Source organism: Reichenbachiella sp. (genome assembly GCF_965233835.1).
GTDB lineage: Bacteria > Bacteroidota > Bacteroidia > Cytophagales > Cyclobacteriaceae > Reichenbachiella.
Genome location: NZ_OZ247585.1, coordinates 2,786,260 through 2,803,784 on the forward strand (window position 1 = coordinate 2,786,260; position 17,525 = coordinate 2,803,784).

The 17,525-nt window shown below is 40.6% G+C and carries 18 protein-coding genes and 1 riboswitch; of the genes, 6 read left to right on the forward strand and 12 right to left on the reverse strand.

The annotated features are described in order from the left end of the window. Positions 1-8: 8 nt before the first annotated feature. Positions 9-2,822: a S8 family peptidase gene (locus tag ACO6S2_RS11785; RefSeq protein ID WP_422358751.1), complete on the forward strand. Its 2,814-nt coding sequence runs from the start codon at positions 9-11 to the stop codon at positions 2,820-2,822. A gap of 5 nt (positions 2,823-2,827) precedes the next feature. On the opposite strand, the gene thiH is transcribed toward ACO6S2_RS11785, so the two are convergent. The 11 genes from thiH to ACO6S2_RS11840 all read right to left on the reverse strand — a co-directional run bounded on the left by thiH (position 2,828) and on the right by ACO6S2_RS11840 (position 12,958). Beyond that, the gene (gene thiH / locus ACO6S2_RS11790) at positions 2,828-3,949 is read right to left on the reverse strand and encodes a 2-iminoacetate synthase ThiH (RefSeq protein ID WP_422358752.1); all 1,122 of its coding nucleotides are present in this window, start codon (positions 3,947-3,949) and stop codon (positions 2,828-2,830) included. Further along, the gene (locus tag ACO6S2_RS11795) at positions 3,942-4,712 is read right to left on the reverse strand and encodes a thiazole synthase (protein ID WP_422358753.1); all 771 of its coding nucleotides are present in this window, start codon (positions 4,710-4,712) and stop codon (positions 3,942-3,944) included. Before ACO6S2_RS11795 ends, thiH begins: the two co-directional genes overlap by 8 nt. Further along, a complete protein-coding gene (locus tag ACO6S2_RS11800; protein WP_422358754.1) occupies positions 4,678-5,337 on the reverse strand; it encodes a thiamine phosphate synthase in 660 nt (219 codons plus the stop codon). The genes ACO6S2_RS11795 and ACO6S2_RS11800 overlap by 35 nt, the downstream gene beginning before the upstream one ends. Further along, positions 5,334-6,083 (reverse strand): hydroxymethylpyrimidine/phosphomethylpyrimidine kinase, encoded by a 750-nt coding sequence (locus ACO6S2_RS11805; RefSeq protein WP_422358755.1) that lies wholly within the window; start codon positions 6,081-6,083, stop codon positions 5,334-5,336. Before ACO6S2_RS11805 ends, ACO6S2_RS11800 begins: the two co-directional genes overlap by 4 nt. Further along, positions 6,076-6,648, reverse strand: coding sequence for a thiamine phosphate synthase (locus ACO6S2_RS11810; protein ID WP_422358756.1), 573 nt, complete (start codon positions 6,646-6,648; stop codon positions 6,076-6,078). Before ACO6S2_RS11810 ends, ACO6S2_RS11805 begins: the two co-directional genes overlap by 8 nt. A 3-nt stretch (positions 6,649-6,651) precedes the next feature. Beyond that, positions 6,652-8,523: a phosphomethylpyrimidine synthase ThiC gene (thiC, locus tag ACO6S2_RS11815; protein WP_422358757.1), complete on the reverse strand. Its 1,872-nt coding sequence runs from the start codon at positions 8,521-8,523 to the stop codon at positions 6,652-6,654. Between the two features lie 9 nt (positions 8,524-8,532). After that, on the reverse strand, positions 8,533-8,739 hold the full coding sequence (gene thiS, locus ACO6S2_RS11820; RefSeq protein WP_422358758.1) for a sulfur carrier protein ThiS: 207 nt from the start codon (positions 8,737-8,739) through the stop codon (positions 8,533-8,535). Further along, positions 8,736-10,979 (reverse strand): TonB-dependent receptor, encoded by a 2,244-nt coding sequence (locus tag ACO6S2_RS11825; protein ID WP_422358759.1) that lies wholly within the window; start codon positions 10,977-10,979, stop codon positions 8,736-8,738. Before ACO6S2_RS11825 ends, thiS begins: the two co-directional genes overlap by 4 nt. Positions 10,980-11,030: 51 nt before the next feature. After that, positions 11,031-11,135, reverse strand: a riboswitch (TPP riboswitch). A 56-nt stretch (positions 11,136-11,191) separates the two neighbouring features. Then, positions 11,192-11,728, reverse strand: a complete 537-nt coding sequence (locus ACO6S2_RS11830; RefSeq protein ID WP_422358760.1) for an AAA family ATPase — start codon at positions 11,726-11,728, stop codon at positions 11,192-11,194. Continuing rightward, positions 11,695-12,327, reverse strand: coding sequence for a nicotinamide riboside transporter PnuC (gene pnuC / locus ACO6S2_RS11835; RefSeq protein WP_422358761.1), 633 nt, complete (start codon positions 12,325-12,327; stop codon positions 11,695-11,697). Before pnuC ends, ACO6S2_RS11830 begins: the two co-directional genes overlap by 34 nt. Before the next feature lie 109 nt (positions 12,328-12,436). Continuing rightward, entirely contained in the window at positions 12,437-12,958 is a 522-nt protein-coding gene (locus ACO6S2_RS11840; RefSeq protein WP_422358762.1) for a hypothetical protein, read from the reverse strand. Between the two features lie 172 nt (positions 12,959-13,130). On the opposite strand from ACO6S2_RS11840, the gene ACO6S2_RS11845 reads away from it, so the two are divergent. From ACO6S2_RS11845 to ACO6S2_RS11865, 5 genes are all read left to right on the forward strand, one after another. After that, a complete protein-coding gene (locus ACO6S2_RS11845) occupies positions 13,131-13,316 on the forward strand; it encodes a hypothetical protein (RefSeq protein WP_422358763.1) in 186 nt (61 codons plus the stop codon). Positions 13,317-13,449: 133 nt separating this feature from the next. Beyond that, positions 13,450-13,851 (forward strand): hypothetical protein, encoded by a 402-nt coding sequence (locus ACO6S2_RS11850; protein ID WP_422358764.1) that lies wholly within the window; start codon positions 13,450-13,452, stop codon positions 13,849-13,851. Between the two features lie 115 nt (positions 13,852-13,966). Further along, positions 13,967-15,076 (forward strand): sensor histidine kinase, encoded by a 1,110-nt coding sequence (locus ACO6S2_RS11855; protein WP_422358765.1) that lies wholly within the window; start codon positions 13,967-13,969, stop codon positions 15,074-15,076. Next, on the forward strand, positions 15,073-15,831 hold the full coding sequence (locus tag ACO6S2_RS11860) for a LytR/AlgR family response regulator transcription factor (RefSeq protein WP_422358766.1): 759 nt from the start codon (positions 15,073-15,075) through the stop codon (positions 15,829-15,831). Before ACO6S2_RS11855 ends, ACO6S2_RS11860 begins: the two co-directional genes overlap by 4 nt. A gap of 76 nt (positions 15,832-15,907) precedes the next feature. Beyond that, on the forward strand, positions 15,908-16,618 hold the full coding sequence (locus tag ACO6S2_RS11865; protein WP_422358767.1) for a hypothetical protein: 711 nt from the start codon (positions 15,908-15,910) through the stop codon (positions 16,616-16,618). A gap of 51 nt (positions 16,619-16,669) precedes the next feature. Here ACO6S2_RS11865 and ACO6S2_RS11870 read toward each other — a convergent pair whose 3' ends face one another. Continuing rightward, positions 16,670-17,503 (reverse strand): S1 RNA-binding domain-containing protein, encoded by an 834-nt coding sequence (locus ACO6S2_RS11870; RefSeq protein WP_422358768.1) that lies wholly within the window; start codon positions 17,501-17,503, stop codon positions 16,670-16,672. Positions 17,504-17,525 lie beyond the last annotated feature (22 nt).

The following is a 17,525-nucleotide window of genomic DNA, read 5'->3' on the forward strand; positions in this document are numbered from 1 at the left end:
ATTGTTCTATGAACCTAACCTTTTTTTATCGTGGCTTTTGGCTAACGGTATTCTCCTTATGCTTAGTCGATTGTTCTATTTATGCTCAATCAGTGGGGTTGCCAGAGCTTCCTAATAGGCTTAAATCACTGGTGGTTGAACAAGCTCAATCGAGATATAGATCGGTCACAGAATTTCTCGTTCCTACGTCATTGGTCGTTAAAAACGAATCCTTACAAATTCTTCGAAAGTTAGATGGTTGGGCAGTTGTACGCTCTGAAGGCTCAGATTCAAAACTTAGTTTAATACCTCATTATAAAGTCAACAAACTTTGGAAGTTATCGCATTTGGACCTCTTGAATAGCAAAGAAAGTCAGTTGATTACTATAAAATATGATAATGAAGAGGTTTTAAAATTACTTTCACCTAGTAAAATAGTTTATCACTCTTATCCTTTTTTGAAAACTTATGCTCAGCCAAACGAGGTTGAAAGGCTACTGAATCATTCTGGTGTGCTATATATAGGGAAAGAATCAAATGAAGCGATTTTAGAAAGCAGAGTGCTTGATTTGAATCTTATTCCCAACAATGTATTAAAAGTTCATAAGAGATATCCAAGCCTGAACGGGAGTCCAGTGGCAATTGGGCTGAAGGAGGAACTGTTTGATTTAGATGACTTCGACATTTTAGACAGAGTGTTTACGAGCGAGTGGGCCTCCGAAAATACTAATAACCATGCCACAGAGATGGCCACCATTATTGGCGGAGCCGGAGTTAGCTTCGTAGACGGAAGAGGGGTCGCTGATGAGGTTGAAATGTTTAGCAGCAATTTTGATGTCCAAATGCCTGATGTGAATCAGTTTTATATAGATCATCAATTGCTTGTACAGAATCATTCCTATGGAGGTGGCGTAGAGTCTTTTTATGGTGCCAGTGCCGAAGCTTACGACAGACTCAGCAATGAAATTCCAGAGCTGTTACACGTCATGTCTTCCGGTAACAGCGGTGAGGAGGCGCCATCAGCAGGAACCTATGCGGGTCTGGTTGGTTGGGCTAATCTAACCGGCAACTACAAAAATGCCAAGAACAACCTGGTGATTGGAGCTGTGGATACAACCGGGGTAGTTTTACCTTTTTCATCCGTCGGTCCTGCCTCAGATGGAAGGGTGAAGCCCGAATTAGTGGCTTATAGTACAACGGGGACCTCTAATGCGACCGCATTGACTTCAGGAGTTGCCGCCCTGATACAAGATGCTTATTTAGTGGAATATTTGGAACCAGCGCCATCTGCTTTGGTGAAAGCCTTATTGATCAATGGTGCTTCTGATGTAGGCGTGGAGGGATTGGATTTCAGAACTGGCTATGGAAACATGGATGCATATGCAAGTTTGAAAATGCTGGATAATGAGCAGCTATTTCTTGAATCTATAGAAAAGGGTAATTCTAAATTGATGGCCATAGAGGTTCCCGCTCAGACCACTAACATAAAAATTACTTTGGTTTGGAATGACCCTGCAGGTCAAGCCAATGACCTAAATCCATTGGTCAATGATTTGAATTTGAGCCTACTAGATCCGGATGGAAAAACCTGGCTGCCCTGGGTGTTGGATAATACGGCCAACACTAGCGCTTTGGAAGCACCTGCTGTCAGAAACAAAGACCACCTTAATAATGTAGAACAGATTTCTCTGGAATTTCCTACTGCCGGAACTTATGAGATTATGGTGGATGGAATGAATCTTTTTACAGACAAACAAGATTTTAGTGTCGTTTATAGCTTTGAGGAAACTAACCTTTTGGAATGGGAATATCCTTTAGAGCATAGCTTTATGCCTTATGATGGAGAAACAGGATCATATTTCAGGTGGAATAGCACATTTGATACGGCGGAAGGAGAACTATATTTGAGCATAGACGATGGGAAAAGCTGGGAATTGCTGACAAGTACATTAGACCTTGATAAAGGCCACTACCGCTGGTCGCCTGAAAATATGAATAGTCGAGCCAGAGCAAAAATCCGAATTGGAGGCCAAGAATTTGAATCAGAGAATTTTGTGATATCAAATACCCTGCAAATGAACCCGGGGTTCACGTGTGAAGATTCTGTGATGCTCCATTGGTCGGCTCAGCCTAACATTTCCGAATACGAAATTCTTCAATTTGATGGCCATGCTTTTCAGGTTTTCAAAACCACCGTTGATACAATGGTCGTTATCGAAGGCAAGGATTCTAAAGAGAAGCACTTCAAAGTAATACCCAAATTTCAAACAGGAGAAGAGGCTATTGGCAGCTATTTGGTTAGTACTGATCAATTGACTTCTGATTGCTATTTGACCTCATTTTTTGGCTTCAAAAATGAAGATGGAATTCTTCTCAATACGAGTTTATCTTCACTGCATGAAGTAAGCTCTGTAAACTTAGAGACATCTGTGGATAATGAGTTTCAGCCTTTGCATAGTTTTAATTTAGAAAATCGATCGTTGCTAGAGTATTTAGATACTGAACCAGAAGAAGGCCTAAACCTTTATCGTTCATTGATCACTTTTGAAAATGGAGAGATCATCATATCAGATACATTGAAGTTGATTTACTTAAACCAAATGACCGCTCTTCTATATCCCAATCCAGTGCCATATGGTTCCTCATTGGCTATTCAAACCAATCAATCAGGTGAGCAAAAATCTATACTTCGCATCTTTGACCTGAAAGGAGAGGAGCATTCGGTGATGGAGCTTTCAGAACAAGAATATATGAATATAGGGGCTAATCTTATCCCAGGTATGTATTTGTACTCCGTTGAAAACGAAAAAGGAAGCACAACTGGTCGTTTAATTGTTCGGTAGAAGTATCAGCTCAAAGTTTCCAATGCCATGTCCCAGTCTTTCCAAACAGGCTCATAGCCGTTGGACTGTAGCATATTCATGATTTCCTTGGGAGATCTTTCATCTGAAATTTCAAATTGCTCCAGAGATTGGGGTTCTACCTCATAGCCTCCTGGGTTGGTTTTAGAGCCGGCGCTCATGGTAGTGATTCCTAATTTGATTACATGGTTTCTGAACGCATGCGTCTCTCTGGTGGACAAAGACAATTCTACTTCTTGATTGAATAATCTATAGGCACAAATGAGCTGAACTAGTTCTCGATCGTTCATAGCTACTTTTGGTTCTAGGCCGCCAGAGAAGGGACGTAGACGAGGGAAGGAGAGCGAGTACTTGGTCTGCCAATAAGTACGCTCCAAATAGTCGAGATGCAAAGCGGTGAAAAAGCTATCCACACGCCAGTCTTCTAAGCCAATCAACGTGCCTAATCCCACTTTATGAATGCCTGCTTTACCCAGACGATCTGGCGTGTCTAGTCGGTATTGAAAGTTTGACTTTTTTCCTTTTGGATGATGCTTTTTATAATCCGCTTCGTGATAGGTCTCTTGATAGACCAGCACAGCGTGTAGGCCTGCAGGGATCAATCGTTCATAATCTTCCTGATCCAATGGCTGAACTTCCATACTCACATTCGCAAAATGTGGTCTGATTTTCTTTATCGCATGTTCGATGTAATCTACTCCAACCGTCTGATTGGCTTCACCTGTTACAAGTAGCACATGGTCAAAGCCTAGTTTTTTGATGGCTTGTACCTCTCGGGCTATTTCAATGTCGTTGAGGGTCTTGCGCTTGATTTTATTGTCCAGACTGAAACCGCAATAGGTGCATATGTTTTGGCACTCATTGGACAGGTACATGGGAGCGAATAGTTGCATGGTGTTGCCGAATCGCTGCAGTGTCAGCTCGTGACTTTTTTGAGCCATTTGCTCTAGATAAGGGGCAGCTGCCGGGGAGATGAGTGCTTTGAAATCCTCGAGTGAGCGATCAGGGTTATTCAATGCTGTTTCTACATCTGAAGCAGATTTATCATAGATCGAAGTTTTGACTTCATCCCAGCTGTACTGTTCAAAAAGGTCTTTGAAGTTAGGCATCCAAGAAAGCGGTTAATGGGCTGCTAGCCACGGCGTTGGCTACCGGTTTGGCTAGTTTGGCTTCATAGGCCATGCGTCCGGCCTCCATGGCCATTTTGAAGGCGATGGCCATTTGCACTGGGTTTTGAGATACAGCTATTGCAGTATTGACCAAACAGGCATCGGCACCTAGCTCCATGGCTTTAGCGGCATCAGATGGTGCTCCAATACCGGCATCTACGACCACAGGTACATTCGCCTGCTCTATGATGATTTCCAGGAAGTCTATTGTCTTTAGTCCTTTATTGCTACCGATAGGAGAGCCAAGTGGCATGACTGCTGATGTTCCGGCGTCTTCCAGTCTTTTACACAGCACAGGATCAGCGTGAATATAGGGCATGACCACAAATCCTTTTTTTGCCAGTTCTTCAGTGGCTTCCAACGTTTCGATAGGGTCTGGCATCAAATATTTTGGATCGGGGTGGATCTCCAATTTTACCCAATTGGTTTCGAGTGCTTCTCTGGCCAGTTCCGCAGCAAACACTGCTTCACGAGCATTTCGTACACCAGAGGTGTTGGGTAACAAATTGATACGTTCGTGTGACAAGTGCTTGATGATCTGATCGTTTTGATCTTTCACATCTACTCGTTTTAAAGCAACCGTAACCAGTTCTGATTCAGAAGCCTCTAAGGCTTCTTGCATGTCTTGATTGCTTTTGAACTTGCCCGTGCCTGTAAACAGGCGTGACTTAAAATTCTTCCCCGCTATCGTCAAATGTTCCATCTGGAAGGAGTAGTTTAATTTCTTCTATTGTCTCTTTTTTGTCGAATGAGTTGTTGATCAATGAGGCGACAGCAATACCGTGGCAACCAGTCATTTGCAGATCAAAAATGTCTTCCATTTCAATACCACCAATGGCGATAATGGGCATATCTATTTCCTGAATAATCATGTTGTTCAGGATGTTGGAGTAGCCTCGAATGCCTAGCTCAGGGCCTAGGTTTTCCTTAGTGGTAGTGAACTTGAAAGGCCCCAATCCAATGTAGTCCACTACCTTAGATTCGTAGAGTAATTCCACTTGTTCCCAAGTATTGGCTGTGCCTCCGATGTATGGTTTGTCGCCTAATATGGCTCTAGCCTCTACTGGATCCATATCATCCTGCCCGAGGTGAACTCCATTGGCACGAACGGCTTTGGCGATTTCGACATGATCGTTTAAAATCAATTTGGCTCCATATTGTTTGCAAATGGTTTTGGCTTCGAATGCCATTTCTTCAATCTCATCCAACTCACGGTCTTTCACGCGTAGCTGTACCCAGTCTATGCCTGCCTGACAGGCTTCTCTGATATTATCGAGGTGACTGTTTTCGTCTGTTTCTTGCGATATGTAGTGTAATCGACTAATCATATTTCAATGGTGTAATGTGCTCCTAATTTGTTGACGCCACTTTTCAGGTAGCCTTCAATGTACCTTTTGGCAAAGGTACAAGCAGTTTTTAATTTCATTCCCTTGGAAAGCCCAGCAGCTATTGCGGACGAAAGCACACAGCCAGTGCCGTGTTTGCTTTTTCCATCTATTCTCTGTCCTATGATTTGAGTTGTAGTGCCATCTAAACTAATCAGTTGGTCTGAGGTGTCATTGCCGTCCGTATGGCCACCTTTGAGCAACACATGTGTGGGTAGCTGCTCCTCCTTCAATGTTCGTGTCAGAACCTCAAATTCAGATAGGTTAGGAGTAATCAAATGAATCTGTTCAATTACTTTTTTTAACAGCTGAGCATCTAACTTTTCCAAAAATTGGAACCCAGAGGTAGCAGTAATAACAGGATCCCAAATGATGATAATCGTCGGGTTATGAGCCCGAAGGTGTTCGACAATAACACTCAAAGTTTCTAGATTTTGAGTAACTCCAATTTTCACCACCTCAAATTCATATTTACTCAAAAGCGTATCCAGTTGAGCAATAATACCTTTAAGTGGATGCCAAAAGACTTCTTTGACTTCATCTTCGTTTTGAATAGTCAGTGCGGTTTGTACAGACATACCCTGCACTTTGCATTGCTGCAAAGTCTGCATATCAGCTAACAGTCCAGCGCCTGCACAAGGGTCGAAACCGGCAATGCTCAAAACGATATTTTGTTCACTGTCAGGCATTAAGAATCTCTGTTGTTTTTGCTATTCTTCTGGATACAGATGATTCCATCCAAACGGTACCCAGTAGCGCCACACCTTCAAAGTTCATCTCCTGGATTTGTTTCATCTTCTTGATGTCAATTCCGCCTAAGGCGTATATCGGAAATTTGTCAAATGCTGTCAAGGCTTCGTTCAGTTTATGGTGATTGAAGTCAGACTTATACTGCGACTTTGAAATACTCTCAAAAATAGGGCTAAGAAAGCCGTATGTAAGCAAGGACTTTTCCACCTTTATTTCATCCCAATGATGAAATGATTTGGATTGCTGGCCTTCGCCGTTGGCATCATTGTAACTTTTGAAATGCTTTCCACCCAATCCAAATTCGTCTACCAAGTTATGATGACTATGCAAGCTCACTTTGTCATAATGCTTCGAATCGAGCACTTCAACATAAGCTCTCATTTGATCCTCAGAAGCAAAAGGCTTTCTTACATGTAAGCGCTCTATATCGCTTTTTAGCAATAAGTTGCAAGTTTCTATTTCGCCTTCTGCTTTGATCTCCGGTGTGATGACTATTGTTTTCAATGGCTATTGTTCTAGATACAACTCATTACCTTTTTCAGCGAACTCTTTTGCTTTTTCTTCCATTCCCTTGGAAAGCGCATCATTTTCATTCACTTCTTTTTCTGCTGCATATTCTCTTACATCTTGTGTGATCTTCATCGAGCAGAAGTTCGGTCCACACATCGAGCAGAAGTGTGCTACTTTAGCACCTTCAGCAGGAAGTGTTTCATCATGGAATTCTTTGGCCGTATCTGGGTCAAGCGAAAGGTTAAACTGATCTTCCCATCTGAATTCAAATCTTGCCTTAGACAAGGCATTGTCTCTGTACTGAGCGCCAGGGTGTCCCTTAGCCAAATCCGCGGCGTGAGCTGCAATCTTGTAAGTGATCACGCCATCCTTAACATCTTTCTTGTTAGGAAGACCCAAGTGCTCTTTGGGCGTCACATAGCAAAGCATCGCGCATCCGTACCAGCCAATCATAGCTGCACCAATACCAGAAGTGATGTGGTCATAACCTGGCGCGATGTCTGTCGTCAATGGCCCGAGAGTGTAGAAAGGTGCCTCATGACATTCTTTCAATTGTTTGTCCATATTTTCTTTGATCATGTGCATCGGTACGTGTCCAGGACCTTCGATCATTACTTGCACATCGTGCTTCCAGGCAATTTTGGTTAGTTCGCCAAGGGTCTCTAACTCAGCGAATTGTGCTTCGTCATTAGCATCAGCCAAAGAACCTGGCCTTAAACCATCACCTAAAGAGAAGGCGACATCGTAGGCTTTCATGATCTCACAGATTTCCTCGAAGTGCGTATATAAGAAACTCTCTTTGTGATGTGCCAAACACCACTTAGCCATGATAGACCCACCTCTGGATACGATTCCAGTTACACGCTTGGCCGTCATAGGAATATATCTTAGCAATACTCCTGCATGAATCGTGAAGTAATCTACACCTTGCTCAGCTTGCTCGATCAATGTGTCTTTAAAGATCTCCCAGGTCAGATCTTCGGCTTTTCCGTTTACTTTTTCCAAAGCCTGATAAATAGGCACTGTCCCTATCGGAACCGGTGAGTTTCTAAGAATCCACTCACGCGTCTCATGAATGTTTTTGCCAGTAGACAAGTCCATGATGGTATCTCCTCCCCAGTGACAAGCCCAAACGGCTTTCTCCACTTCTTCTTCGATGGAAGAGGTGACTGCTGAGTTACCAATGTTGGCATTGATCTTCACAAGGAAATTTCGCCCAATGATCATCGGCTCAGATTCTGGGTGGTTGATGTTGTTTGGAATGATGGCTCTACCAGCAGCTATTTCGTCTCTGACAAACTCAGGTGTGATTTTACCCTGTGGCGTATTCGCACCAAAGCTGTCACCTTTGTGTTGATCGTTGAGATGACCCCATTCCTCGATCTTTTGATTTTCTCGAATGGCAATGTATTCCATTTCTGGTGTGATTATGCCTTTTTTGGCGTAGTGCAGCTGAGTAACGTTTTCTCCTTCTTTCGCTTTTTTAGGCTTGGCTAGGTATTCAAATCTCAATTCATCCAAAGACTTATCATTCAGTCTTTCCTGACCATACTCAGAAGAAATGCCTTCCATCTCCTCTACATCATTTCTATCTAAGATCCACTGTTCACGCAGCTTAGGCAATCCTTTTTTTACATCTATATCAATATTAGGATCTGTGTAAGGTCCACTGGTATCATAAACAGTTACTGGTGGATTACATTCTTTAGGTGCTGATGGATTGAATTTTAAAACGGTGTCGTTCAATCTTATCTCACGCATCGCAACTTCAATATCGTGGATTTCACCTTTTACATAGATCTTTTTAGAAGCAGGGAAGGGGTCTCTGGTGATTTTCTCTTCCGAAGGAATTTGGTCTGATTTCGCCATAAGTCTTTATTATCCGCCTTGTGTGGCAGTAATGATTAAAATATTATCGTTGTCTTTTACTTGGTATTGTTCCCAGTCTGTCTTGGGAAGTATTTCTTCATTGATAGCCACGGCTATCCCACTGTCGTGGTATAGATTCTTAGCTTTCATCAAAGCCAAGAGGGACTGTTTTTCTTGATCGACCTTGATGGTTGTGTCGTTCAGTTTGATGGTCATAATTTGATATTCAAGCCAATCATGAAATTGGTTCCAGCTTGAGGGTAGTAGAAATTTTCTCTGATCTCATCCCCTCCACCACGGTATCCCCAGGTGTAGCCATTGGCTGAATACATCTTGTTGAAGACGTTGTAAACCGCCAGTTTGAGGCTTATTGCTCTAAAATTTTCGCCAGTGAGGGTATATGTGGCTATCGCATCACTTATGTAATAGGCGTCCAGTTTACGAGAGTCAGTGGATGTATTGTCAAGGAATTGCTCTCCTACATATTTGTGTACCCATCTTAGGTTCAAGCCCTCTATAGGCTTGTATTCCAGATTGCCACCTGCAATCACATTGGGAGAGAAGGCGATGTCAGTTTCTCCATGGTTGATGACATCAGCGTTGTATTCATCCCAACCCAACCCATAGTTGTAGATGGTTTCGTCATAACTTTGAATTCTGTTTTTAGACACTGTGGCGTTTGCATTTATATTAAGCTCTTCTGTCAATTGATAGCCTAACTGCAATTCGATACCCGAGCGGTAGCTCTTATCTACATTGGCCCGTAGTGAGGAGCCCACATCATTCAACTCACCGGTCAACACCAATTGGTCTTTGTAATCCATCCAGTAGAAGTTGGCTGAAAATGAATACTTCGATGTAGCTCGGCTATAGCCAATTTCTACATCTGTCAATTTCTCTTCTTTTGGAATCGTGCCGGCTACATTATCTGTGAAGTCGGATCGAATAGGTTCTTTGCTTCCCATCGCTACGGAAGCATAAGCACTCGATTGATCATTGATTTGAAACTTAACACCAAATTTTGGATTGAAGAAATTGTAGTTGTGAGATTGATCAATAGTCAAACCATCATTATCATCGCCTTTCATTGCATAGTCAATGGCTCGGTATTGTAAATCGCCGAATAGCGATAAATTGTCGTTTAGGTCATAAATAGCCTTTCCGAAGATGTTAAAATCTCTTTTCAAGCTATTGTTGAAATAATAGGGATGGCGAATAGCTCCATTGCTGGCATACTCTGCCCAAATTACCTGACCATAGTGGTCGCCGTCGTATTCATTCCAAGCTCCACCAAGCGTGAATTTAAAGGCATTGTTTGGTTGATAATCAAGGGAGAAAGTAGTCCCGTAGAAGTTGTTGTTCAACCATCGACGACGAATTAAATCGGTGCTGGTAATAGTTTCAGAGCCGATAGAAACGTCGTTCAGACCATAATCCGCTAAATCCTCATCTTCTTTGAATTGCTCAAAATAGCCTTCGCCATGAATGAGAAATAATGCTATATTCAACGTGATGGATTCTGACAAATCAAAAGCAGAAATCAATTGATAATGCGTCTGCTCATAGTCATCTACCTCATTGTCATAGGTGTATTGGTTATAGGTTCTGCCGGAGTTGAGTAGGTTGGCTCGGTCTGCATCACTCAGACCATTCCTGTCTGCGTAATCATTCATTCCAGCTACATCATCATTCATTCTGGATTCAGGAACACCATACCAGGCTTGGTAAGTGGTTTCATGACCAGAAAAAATGTTGAATTTGATTAGCGATTTTTTTCCGTAATATCCACCTGAAAAAAAGTATGATCTTAAGTCCGAAGTAGCTCTATCCACATATCCATCAGAGGTGATTTGTGATAGGCGTCCATCGAATGCAAACTTGTTGGCAATGAGTCCTGTACCTATCATAGCTGTATGCTTTCTGGTATTGAATGAGCCATAGGCATTATCTAAGGTAACATAGGAATCTTTGTTCAACCCGTTGGTTTCTATATTGACAGATGCTCCAAACGCTCCCGCACCATTGGTAGAAGTACCCAAACCGCGCTGCACTTGAATCGATGAAATAGAAGAAGCAAAGTCAGGAAGGTTTACCCAGAATACACCTTGAGATTCGGGATCATTATAAGGGATGCCATTCAATGTTACATTTACCCTCGCAGCATCACTGCCGCGAATTCTGATTCCGGTATATCCTACACCAGCGCCAGCATCGGAGGTAGTCACTGCCGATGGTGTGTTTTCCAATAAATAAGGAAGATCCTTGCCCGTATTATTTTCTTCAATTTCTTCTTTCTTGATTTCATTGAAGGTCATTGGTGTTTTACTGGTAGCTCGGGTTGAAGACACTACAATTTCTTTCAAATCAACAGTTTTAATAGAGTCCTGTTGTGAAATAGTCTGTGCAGTCGTAGCAAAGCTCCAAAGCAAAGCCATGGCTAACAAATAATTTTTCATTTCAAAATGAATCTTAGTTAATACTTGACAAAAGCTAAGGGCACTCTTGTCTTTAGCGTACCACTATATCCCTTCGACCGCATTATCGGCATCAGGTTCTACGGGTATAATCTCAGCCTGTAGGTATTATCCATTTAGGCACCCCTTATGAGGACAAAGGTATGAGAATAGTTTTGTAAAACACAAGAAGTCTGTCGTGTAATTGGAAGAGGTTACTTCTGAATGTAGTTGTTGATGGCTTTGATCGCTCGACGGGTACGCAATAACCCTAATCCAGAAATGATCTCATAAGGTTTGTTCAACTGGTCTATTTCTTTTTTGTAAATATCAAAAATTACGTTTCTGTCGTGTGGGTTTTCTCTTAAAGGATCATGTTCCCAGGCCATATCTGGAGAAAGTAATAAATACAAGTCAGCTGTTCGGGATTCGAAGTTGTTCAATATATAGGGGTCACACACATCGTATTTCCATTCGGACCAGACCTTTAAGACTTCCATGCTCGTGTCTAAAAAAACTGTTGTGCTTCCATTGGATAGTACTTCATCCTCTTTTTTGATTTGCCCTTTAGCAATTTCCAACAGGTCACTGTCTTGGTATGGTCTGTTTAGTTCCGTAAGGTAAGTTCTGGCATATTCAGGTACCCATGGTTGTTCAAAGTATTCACTAAGCTGTCTTGAAAGTGTGGATTTACCGGTACACTCCGGACCAGTAATGATTACTTTAAATATAGGTTTGGTGATTTTTTCCATGCTAGGTAGCCTGACACTGCCATGACAATGTATAGACCGTATAAAAATGAATAAAAATAAATGCCCTTGTAAAAATAAATACCACAGGCCAAAACATCTACTGCAAACCAATAATACCAGTTTTCAATTTTCTTTTTAGTCATCAACCAAATACCGGTCACACTCAGAATGGAGGTGGTAGAGTCCCAGTAGGGTAGTGCAGCTGGTGCAATATGACCCCAGATAAGGTGTATGTTATCAAGAAAGTAACCAAAAAATAAAACTCCTATAAAGGATAGTCCAAGTAGTGCTAGGTTTTGATTCAAACTGTAAGTGGTGATAGGAAGGTCTTTTTCATTTTGTTTTTTACCAAAGACCCAAAAATACCATCCATATATGTTGAGTATCAGAAATATAACATGGAGTAGAAGATCTCCGTACAGCTGTATTTTCCAGAATACAATGAAGGATACAAGTACATATAAAATACCTGCTGGCCAGGTAAGTACACTTTCTTTAATCAGATACCAAACGGCTAGTAAACCGAATACCAATCCTGCGAATTCATAGAAGTCTATACCTAACGCATAGTTGGTAATTTCATTGAAGAATTGATTCATTTACAGACCTTCTTGAATTGGTGAAACAGTATAGCGAATATTTGCAAAAAAAATCTTTTAACCCTAATTGACTGCAATTATTCTTTTTGAAATGTATGCTAGTAGATTATTAGCTTGAAGTAGTTGTGGTTGAGTCTTCGTTCATCTTTTGTGATGAATTGTCTAACTCTGAATATCCGGCTGAAACAATTTCTCTTTGAATCATATAAGAATTTTCTTGATGGCAAATATGAGAGCATCCAATGGATAATGCCTGTCCTGGTTGAAGTTGATACATTCTTGTCATTTCATTGATGTCATTGCCAGGTAACTTGAACTTTGCCTTTATCACAGCTGAAATAGCCTTTTCAGCGTTTTTGTTTTCCATTACCAATGAAATGCCACATTCCTCTTTTCCGCAACTACCATTAGCATAAATACTCAAATCGTCAGTTGCGTCACTACCAAATGAATCACCGTGGAAATCCATGCCTCCTCCGTTTTCAGCAGCTAAGGCGAGGTTGTAAATGTCTATGTAAGTCAGTTCACTCGTGTGCTTATCTTCAGGATGTGCCGAAGGGTCTGAAGTTTTCTTACTGCAAGCATAAATACTTAGGAAAATGATCAAGAAAAGAACAGACTTTTTAGACATAGTTAATGTTGAGTTGTACTGATTGCAATTATAATTAAAGTTAACACGAAATATAAGGACCAACGGTATGGATAAACAAGGATAAGCAATATTTTGTTTCAAATATTTGATTCTAAGGAAGCCTATGGCCTATATATTGGCTTACACAGTGAGAATTGTATAACTTGCAGACATGAATATTGTAAGGAGTTGGCGAGAACAGAAAATTATCCTGAAAAGATGGTTTCCTATTTTGAGAGATGAGGATTTTTTGTTTGAACCAGGGGAGAGAGAAAATATGCTAGATCGGTTAGCTGCTAAATTGAGTAAAACTCGAACTGAACTAGAAGTGGTATTTTCTGAATTACAGCGATATTGACTTCCCACTGGGATTTGCCCATTCACTTCTGTTTGATAGAAATTTTATTCACCATCACCTGACTTTAGCAGCTCATTCTCAATAGGTCTTGAGAAATTTTAACTTATTAACTAATTAAAAAAATCAATTTGGCATGGAAAATCATGTGTTAGACAATCTTAAATATTCATATCTGTGGAATAAGTACCGTCCTATGGTACTGAAGTTAATGAAAGATGCTGCTGATAAACCACAACAGTATAAATTTCAAAAGCACGAATTCCATGATATTAACCCTAAAGAAAAAGGTGGGCATTCATTTACTATGGAACTGTCTAATGGTCGCCCAAGCAAAGAGGTGAAAACTTCTATGGTGGCCAAAAGCTTGTTCGCTGTATTAGATCAGTCGATGACGGCTATGGACTTGTCTCAAGGAGCTACTTATGAGTTTGCCATGGATAAGCAATACAATTTAGAAATCACGTTAAAAGAATCTAAGGAAGAAAATACGGATGCAGTTTCTGAAGAAGTAGAAGAGCTACCCAAAGAAGCTTAATTAAAAAGTGATGACAAGCATTAGGAGCTTGTCATCACTTTTTATGCAAATTGTCACACTTGCGGTATCTTGAATTCCGTCTTATCGTATCTTTAGTGCTTCAATGATTGCTAAAATGCGAAATCAAAACAGAATTAGAGCCTATTTTGGGAGATTGCCCATCTCTTTGACTACACTGTTGTTGTTGGTAGCCTTTCTTACTGTTTTTCAAGTCTTTCAACAATACGCCTATCATCTGACCAGTGGATTCGACTTCGAATTTAGCTGGGTCCCGATCACTACCAAGCTTATTATCAGTAATATTATATGGGGTTTGATAAGCCCACTTTTACTATATATTGGAAGAAAAATTTCCTCCCTTAAAAGAGTTTTTGACCTACGCTCATTCATTTATATCACTTTCGTAATTGTTATCACATTCTTGCAAAATGCCTTGTCACTGTGGTTGTACAACTTTAGTTATTATCTACAGATTGGTTATATGCGTGATTTTTTTGGTAATAACAATAGATCCGATCTTGTCACGGGCTCATTCACCAGCTTGATAGAAGGAGTCGTTATTATTGGGCTGTTTATGGCGCTCGATTATCAAAAGAAACTTGCCAACAAGGAACGTGATTTGGCAAAGGCACAACTCGACGCGCTAAAAATGCAGTTGCATCCACATTTCATTTTTAATACACTTCACTCTATTTCATCTATGATTGATATTGATGTGAAAAAAGCACAGCGAATGATTACGAAAGTGGGCGACTTACTCAGAAGTATGCTGGCACACGATGAGGTTGAGTTTGTTACACTCAGGCAGGAAATCGATTTTATACGAAATTATCTAGAACTCGAGCAAATCAGGTTTCAGGATAGGATGGAGGTAGACTTTGATATAGATGAGAATCTGACAAATTGTAAAGTGCCAAGTTTGATTCTTCAACCACTGGTGGAAAACTGTATTAAACATGGTGTGGCCAAAAGTGCGGGAAAAAGTAATGTATGTGTTTCTGCAGTGACATATCAAAATGGCTCACCTGAACCTTGGTTGAAGTTAGTGGTAAATAATTTTAATGAGGAGGGTTTAAACTCAAGTGGTCCAGCGGGTTTTGGTATTGGTCTTCAAAACGTCAAGAAAAGATTAGAACAGGATTATCTGGAAAATTACTTCTGTGAATTTAGGAAAGTGGATAACCAGCAATTTAAATCTGAAATTAGAATTCCCTTAATGGTATGATTAGATGTGTGATTGTAGATGATGAGTTTTTGGCTCGTGAGAGATTGAAAAAGTTGCTGGATGAGCATACAGACTTTGAAGTAGTTGCAGAGGCAAAAAATGGCAAATTGGGCGTAGAAACGATCCAGGCTAAAACTCCAGATTTGGTGTTTTTAGATATTCAAATGCCCGATTTGGATGGATTTGGAGTGATCAACAATTTGGAGAAAGTACCGCACATTGTGTTTACCACCGCCTATGATCAATATGCACTCAAGGCTTTCGACGTGCATGCGTTAGACTACCTACTAAAACCTTTTGATGAAGACCGGCTCAGCGATACATTGGATTTGGTTAGGGATCGAATAGCTTCTGATCAATCCAGTCTCCTGGCGAGTCAAATGAAATCTCTACTCAAAACTTTTGAAGATTCTAAGGGTAAGTTTCGTAGGTCATTTTTGGTAAAGGAAAAAGGGTTCGAAAATGAAGTGAATGTTGAGGATATCAGCTATATGGAAGCGCAGGGTAACTATGTGAAATTAGCCACAGAAAAAAGAGACTATCTATACAGGATTGCGATGAATATTTTAGAGTCTGAGCTTGATCCCAAGCATTTTATGCGTATTCATCGGGCGTATATTCTCAACAAGCACTGGATTAAGAAGCAGAGTTATCAAGGAAATAATGAATTCAAATTTACCCTGCAAAGTGGTATGGAGCTAAACTCTTCGAGGTCTTTTAAAAAGCATATTGCAGAACACACTGCTGATCACTAATTCAACAGTCGGTCACGTATTTGTTTTAGTCAAGCGTGTACACGTCTACCTTAGCTGCATCATTAAAAAATATGTTATGGCTAGAATTCTGATATCACTTTTGTTTGTACTGTCACGTTGTGAATGTGTACAGGCTACAAATCCTGCAGAATGGAAAACGTTTAACACTTTCAATAAACTGCAAATCGAATATACTGTATTGTTACCCAAAGAATTTGATCCAAACAAGACCTATCCTGCAGTACTCTCATTTAGTACCTATCGATACAATAAGGAAAAGACTTTGTCAATGGCCAATGAATTTTGGAATGAAGCTACGATGGAAGATTATATTGTCATTGTACCTACATCTCCCAAGGATCAAAACCGAGGTTGGATTAGTCACCCAGCGCATCATGGATTACTAGATTTTCTTAAAATGATCAACAAAACCTATCGTATTGAAAATGATAAGTTTCATATACTTGGATTTGAAGAGGGCTGTATCCCTGCACAGACTTATGTGACCAAGGATCTATTTGTTTCCTTGACTACAGTATCAAGTGAGGAATGGGGTAGATTTGATAGTGATTGGTACGAGAAAATGTCGAAACATCAGATGCCTACTTTGATTATCTACGGTATTGAGGATGAGTCTGGCGTATCGATCGGAAAACAAGCTAAATTTGAACTGAGCAAACGTGGCGTTGTAAGTCAGCTTATATTGGACGAGGGTGATCGTTATACGCTACCCAGTGCTCATGGAAATCAAGTATTGAAGCATTTGAGCGATTTTGTCAATCGCTAGAGTTACATTTTAAGTTCAAGAAGGTCTTCTCAGTAGATTGAGAGGACTTTTTTATGTAAGGAGTTCTATACTGTCAGGGTTGAGTTTGACCATCTTTTTCTTGTACAAGATACCTAGAGAACGTTTGAAGTTCTTTTTGCTCATTTGCAGTATCATTTGTATCTCTTCAGGTGCACTCTTGTCATGAATGTTGAGCTTGCCGTTGTTGAGCTTGAGCCGTTCCAAGATTTTTGATGCACCGTCTTCCAGTTGTTCCATGCCGGTTTTTCTCAAGCTGATATCTATTTTCCCGTCCTCTCTGATTTCTTTGACAAAACCTTTCATTTTATCACCTTTCAATAGCTCCTGAAAAACTTCATTTTCGTAGATGAGCCCTTGGTATTTATTGTTGATAATGACGGCGGTACCCAATGGAGTAGTTTCGCCAATAATCAGGTCTACTTCTTCATTGTTTTCTAGTTCAATATTCTCCGATTCAATGTAATAATGAATCTTGGCGCTGCCCGCGAGCCTTTTGGTAATTTGATCGAGGTAAACATACACCATATGCCATTGGCCTGGTCGCATGTTCTTTTGTTGCTCGCTAAACGGAATAAGCAAATCCTTTTCTAGTCCCATATCCATAAACGCACCGATATTGTTTACGTCCTTCACCTCGAGACAAGCGAATTCATTTCGTATCACTTTAGGTATGAGCGTAGTAGCTACAATTCTGTCTTCTGAATCGGTATACACAAACACGTTAAGTTCATCTTCTTCCTGAGCATTTTCTGGAACATACTTGTTTGGAAGTAGTACCTCGTTTTCCTCTTCATCGATTAGAATGGCGCCGGGAGGAACTAATCTGGCAATGCTTAGAGAATTGTATTTACCGATTTCTATCATGCGACAAAGCTAGATTAAATTG